Annotated in this window: 4 protein-coding genes and 1 pseudogene; 2 read left to right on the top strand and 3 right to left on the bottom strand. The window is 67.6% G+C overall.

Annotated features, from left to right (window positions below):
• Positions 1–1,034, top strand: a 1,034-nt coding sequence (locus ABW137_RS10125; RefSeq protein ID WP_526399438.1) for an aldehyde dehydrogenase family protein, incomplete at its 5' end; no start/stop codon positions are given.
• An 80-nt stretch (positions 1,035–1,114) separates the two neighbouring features.
• A complete protein-coding gene (locus ABW137_RS10120; RefSeq protein WP_526399436.1) occupies positions 1,115–3,490 on the top strand; it encodes a PEP-utilizing enzyme in 2,376 nt (791 codons plus the stop codon).
• Between the two features lie 10 nt (positions 3,491–3,500).
• Here the strand turns inward: ABW137_RS10120 and ABW137_RS10115 are convergent, their stop codons facing one another.
• The 3 genes and pseudogenes from ABW137_RS10115 to ABW137_RS10105 all read right to left on the bottom strand — a co-directional run.
• The gene (locus ABW137_RS10115; RefSeq protein ID WP_526399434.1) at positions 3,501–4,691 is read right to left on the bottom strand and encodes an acyl-CoA dehydrogenase family protein; all 1,191 of its coding nucleotides are present in this window, start codon (positions 4,689–4,691) and stop codon (positions 3,501–3,503) included.
• Between the two features lie 49 nt (positions 4,692–4,740).
• Positions 4,741–5,370, bottom strand: coding sequence for an HAD family hydrolase (locus ABW137_RS10110; protein WP_526399432.1), 630 nt, complete (start codon positions 5,368–5,370; stop codon positions 4,741–4,743).
• Positions 5,367–5,563, bottom strand: a pseudogene (locus ABW137_RS10105) (hypothetical protein); the annotation flags it as partial. The gene ABW137_RS10110 and the pseudogene ABW137_RS10105, both read right to left, overlap by 4 nt.

The following is a 5,563-nucleotide window of genomic DNA, read 5'->3' as shown; positions in this document are numbered from 1 at the left end:
TCATCCGAGAGCCTTGCGGCGTCGTGGCAGCCATCAGCGCGTACAACTTCCCGTTCTATCTCAACCTGGCCAAACTCGGACCCGCGCTGGCAACCGGGAACACCGTCGTGCTCAAGCCGAGCCCCATGACCCCTTTGGAGGCGTTCGTCCTGGCCGAGGCGGCGCAGGAAGCCGACCTGCCCCCTGGCGTGCTCAACATCGTGTCGGGCGACGTGGAGGTCAGCCAGGCCGTCACAGCCGATCCTCGGACCGACGTCGTCAGCTTCACGGGTTCGGAGCGCGTCGGTGCGCTGATCGCGGCCCAGGCCGCCCCGAACATCACCCGCGTGCTGCTCGAACTCGGCGGCAAGTCCGCGCTGATCGTCCGATCGGATGCCGACCTCGAGGCGGCAGTCGATTACACCGTTCGTCAGATCACCACGCAGGCCGGCCAGGGCTGCGCGCTGTCGACGCGCCAGTTGGTGCACCAGACGGTGTACGACGAGTTCGTCGCCCGACTCTCGGAGGCGCTCGCCGGGGTCGTGACGGGAAACCCCCGCTCTGCAGGCGTGTCGATGGGTCCCCTGATCAGGGAGTCTCAGGTCGCCAAAGTCGAGAACTACGTCGAGCAGGCGCGAGCCGAGGGCGCCGAGGTCGTCACCGGCGGCCGTCGCACACCGGATCGTGGACGCGGCTTCTTCTACGACCCGACGGTGCTCGCCGGCCTGAACAACTCGTCTCGGGTAGCCCAGGAGGAGATCTTCGGACCCGTCGGCGTCGTTATTCCCTTCCGCGAGGATGCCGAGGCAATCCGCATCGCCAACGACAGTCCATACGGGCTGGGTGGTCACGTCTACAGCGCCGATACCAGAACCGCGTTCGACATGTGTCGCAGCATCCGCTCGGGTTACCTGGCCATCAACGGCGGGGCCGGTGGTATGCACCCCGAGCTGCCCTTCGGCGGATTCAAGCGAAGCGGCCTCGGGCGTGAGTACGGCGAGGACGGACTGCGCGGCTTCCAACAGGTGAAGTCGATCGCGTTCCACGCTGGCTAGCCGATGCCGCCGGTGTGATGGATCACAGCTACGTGGTATACCTAGTGAACTTCGTTGTCTCACTCGGATGGAGTCTGGCGTTGCGCGTTCTCATCATCGGTGTCGACACCCTGATCGGACGGTCAGCGGCTGCGCGATTCGCGGGCCGCGGAGACGGGGTCATCGGGATCGCCGCCAAGCGGCCCGTCGAATTGCCTCAGGGAGTGGAATTCGCCGCGATCGATCCGACGGATCGGGAGGCGCTGGCGTCAACGTGCACGGCGATCGACGTCATCGTGGACTGTGCGCCGCGGGTCCGAGACACCCAAGCGGTCTTCGAGATCGCGCAAGTGGTTGGCGCGCAACGGGTTGTCGTCGTCGCCTCGGGCGAATCCGCCGCCCCTCACCGGGCGGTGCGTGCGGACTCGACACAGCCGTCTCTGCTGGTGCGAACCGGTGTCGTACTCGGTCGGGGGATCGATGACGGGTTACGCGCGACGTTGACCAACGGCCGGCTGACGGACAACGTCAACGGCCGCGAACCGTCGAGCACGATCCATCACGACGACGTGGCGCGATTCCTGCTGGTTGCAGCGGACTCCGACCGCACGGGGTCGGCGAACCTGCTCGACCGCACGGAACTACAGGAGGTTTGGCGGTTCACCCCCGCGTGGACGGCTGCCGAGACCGTCGAGGACACCCGCCTGGCCGTCTGCGCGGTCACCAGTTCCGGCGGACGGCTGGCGCGTCCCCGCGGGCGGACGCCCTACCCGCACCAGATCGTGCCCGCCGACACCCCACCCGCCGATGGAGCACCGCTCGCATACAGCGGGCCGGACGACCTGCGGGGTGAGTTCGACACCCCCATCGATGTCCGCTTCCCGGTGTACTCCCAGACCAATCTCGCCGAAGCGCTGCCCGGTCCGTCGACCGCGCTGACCATCGACGTTCAGGGCAGGGCGCTGCGCGGAACGACATCGGCGGTCGCCGAGATGCTGGGACTGCCCGATGTTCTGCGCGTCGAATCCGCTCGGCTGCAGGCCGTGCACGCGCATCGGATGTACGTCAACGGATCCGGCGCTTACCACGTGGCACTGGCGATGCCGGGGTCGAATCCCGAGGCGATGGCCGAGCAGTTCACGGGCTCCCACGCCGACGAACTACCCGGCGGATTCGACAGTGTCGCCGGCACGTACGAACCGCCGAAGGCCGGCGTGCTCTCGACGGTGAGAACGGCCCTGCGGGTGGGGCCGGAGATCGTAGCGATGACGCGCCGGGCCGCGTTGGATATCGCCGAGGTGCGCTCCCAGACCGCCCGGTTGGAGCGCCACCTCGATGACGTCGGGGCTCTCGACACAGGTCGGCTCGAGGTCCTTCTGCTGCTGGCACGGGACCTGCTCGCCTATGCGTGGACGGTGCAGGGCGTGGTCAATCTGGTTGGTGGTGCGGCGTTGGAGATCGCCTCCAAGACCAGCGGGACGGCCGATCTGGGACACGGGGACGAGCTCGAGAGCGGCGCTACCCTTAGAGGGGTGCGCTCGCTGGCGGGGGAGGTCGCCGCCGACCCGGCCCTGATGACCCTGCTGTCCGATCGAAGCCCTGGGCTTCCCGACCGCATCGCAGCGACCGCTCCGCAGTTCTGGACGCGGGTTCGTGCCGCGTTGGACGAGTTCGGCCATCGAGGCCCAGCGGAGTCGGAGTTCGATTCCCGCAGCTTCGCCGACGACGTGCACGGCTTCCTCTCCACCGTGGGCAGGGCGGCGTCCACTATCGGGGCAGAACCGACGGCGGACACGAAATTCGCTTCACGCAAAGGCAACTGGGCGCAGAAGTTGGCCATCAAGATGCTGACTCTGCGGGAGCAGAATCGTGATCGCTGCGTCCGGCTCACGTGGCTGACTCGTCGTCTGGCCTTGGAACAGGGCAGGCGTCTCGTCGAAGCCGGCCGGATCGAGGATGTCCGCGACGTGTTCCACCTGACCATGTCGGAGTTGCTCGATCCGCCTCCGACAGCCGGGGCGACCATCGCGCGTCGTAAGCGCGAGCGGGCCCGCTTGGCACAGCTGCACATGCCACCGGTGTTCGCGGCGACGTGGAAGGCCGGCGACGTACTGCCCCCACTGGGGCCCGGCGAGACGCTGACCGGAATCGGAATCTGCAAGGGCAGGGTCGTCGGAAGGGCGCGACTGGTTTCGCCCGAGACCATCGACGACCTGGAGCCCGACGAGATCATGATCGCGCATGTGACCGACGTGGGCTATACAGCGCTCTTCGGCCACTGCGGCGCCGTGGTCACCGACATCGGCGGAGTGATGTCACACGCAGCGGTGGTGGCCCGGGAGTACGGCGTGCCGTGTGTGGTCGACACCCAGGTGGCGGCTGCCCGCATCCAGGACGGCGCACTGGTCGAGGTCGACGGGGCCGCGGGCACCGTGACGGTGCTGGAGGCCGCCCCCGAGGACGCACTGCTCGCTTGAGCGCCGCCGACTAGCTGGTGGCTGCGCGGATGGCGCGCTTCGCGATGGACCACCGATGCACCTCCGACGGACCGTCGTAAATGCGAAACGCGCGCACTTCGCGGGTGAGCCGAGCCAGCGGCAGCTCCTCGGAAACACCCAGACCACCGCACATCTGCGTGCTGCGATCCACGATGCGGAAGATCGCCTCGGAAGCATGGGTCTTGGCGATGGACGTCGCGTTCGACGCCCGGCCGCCCAGGTCCAGTTCCCAGCAGGCCCTGGTCAGTAGTGCGCGGGTCGCGGCGATGTCGATCTCGTTGTCGGCCACCAGCTGCTGGATCATGCCGAGGTCACCGATTCTGCCTCCGAACGCCTCCCGTTGAGCCACGTGGGCGAGTGCCACGTCGTGTCCGCGTCTAGCGGCACCGAGCCACCGCATGACATGGGTCATCCGGGCGGGGCCGAGGCGCACCTGGGCGTACTCGAAGCCACGATCAACCTCACCCAGAACCGCGGAGTCCGAGACATGTAAGTCGTCGAAGAACACCTCGCAGTGCCCGCCCAGCATCGCCTTGTCCGGCGTCGCGATGTGGCGGCCGATTCGCAGCCCCGGCGCGTCGGCCGGGGCGAGGAACATCGTGGCCCCGCCTCGGTCACCGGGGTCTCCGGAGGTGCGCGCGAAGATGATGAAGAACCCGGCGCCGTCGGCCCCGGTGATGAACCACTTGCGCCCGGAGATCCGCCACCCGCCGTCGGCCCGGACGGCGCGGGTCGTGAGCGACGAAGGGTCCGATCCCGCCCCCGGTGGCGGTTCGGTCATCGCGAAGGCCGACCGGACCTCACCTCGCGCGAGGGGGTCGAGAAACCGTTGCTTCTGTTCGGGATCGGCGACGTGGGCCAACAGGTGGACGTTGCCCTCATCGGGTGCTGCGATGTTGAGCGCGGTGGGCCCGAAGAGCGAGTAGCCGGCCGCCTCGAAAACCGGTGCGCGGTCGCACATCGACAGACCGTGCCCGCCGTACTCGAGAGGAGCGTGCGGGGCGAAGACTCCCGCCTCCCGTGCGGCCTTCTGGAGGACCGACCTGGCATCGTCTCCGCCGGCCGCCGAGATGTCGCCGTTGTGCTCGTCTTCCACCGGAAGCACCACCGCACGGATGAAGTCCTCGGTGCGTCCGACGAGTGCGGACACGTGTGGCGGAAAGGACAGGTCGATCGGCATGGACACACTCCTCGTAGTGGGCTCGCAGCGGCGGCAACTGCGCGTACGGCTAGGCCGTTTCGGCGAGCACCGCGCCGAGTCGTACGAGCTGGGTCCGGCAGTCTGCGATGTCGGTGAACAGGACGGTCTTGATGCCCAGCGCCTTCGCCGGCTCCAGGTTCTCGGCGAAGTCGTCGACGAAGACGACGTCACTCGGGGGAGTCCCGAGCCGGCGAAGGAGTTCGACGTAGATCGCCTCATCGGGTTTGCGCATACCGATCACCGCCGAGTTCATGATGAACGCGAACACGCCGGTCGGTAGGTTCTCGGTGTACCACTTCTCGCCGTCGGCGACGTTGTTGGTCATGATCGCGACGGTGTGTCCACGCGCGAGTTCTTCAGCCAGAGAGAGCATTTCGGGTAGCAGCGGTCGTGCTGCGAGGAAGCCGTCGCGGATGCGCGCGGGGTCGATCGCCACCCCGAACTCGTTGAGGATGCGGTTGGGTAACCGGGTGAAGAAGTCCAGGGCATCCATCGCCCCGACCTCGACCCGAGAGAACTCCGGGTCGCCCCTGAAGTACGAGGACAGGGCATGGCGTTCGAGACCGAGTTCGATGCAGTAGTCCTCGAGTTCGGCGAACGGCGGGCCGGACAATACGCCGCCCATGTCGAACACGACCGCGGCCGGGGGTGTAGTCACCAGGTGTAGCTCGGATCATCGGCACCCGATTCGACGAAAGTGCCCTCCCAGAGCGGGAAGTCGCGCGAGATGTGCACGAGCTGGCTGGGTGAGAAGGCGACACGTCGGTGCAGGATCCGCCAGCTGCCGTCGCGCTTCTCGAGGTGGTCGAGATAGCGCACGCGCAGGAACACCTCTTCGTCGCTCGCGGCGC

The organism is Mycobacterium sp. (genome assembly GCF_040509115.1).
Taxonomy (GTDB): Bacteria; Actinomycetota; Actinomycetes; order Mycobacteriales; family Mycobacteriaceae; genus Mycobacterium.
Note: the sequence above shows the minus strand (reverse complement) of the source record. Positions and strands in the feature narration are given on the sequence as shown.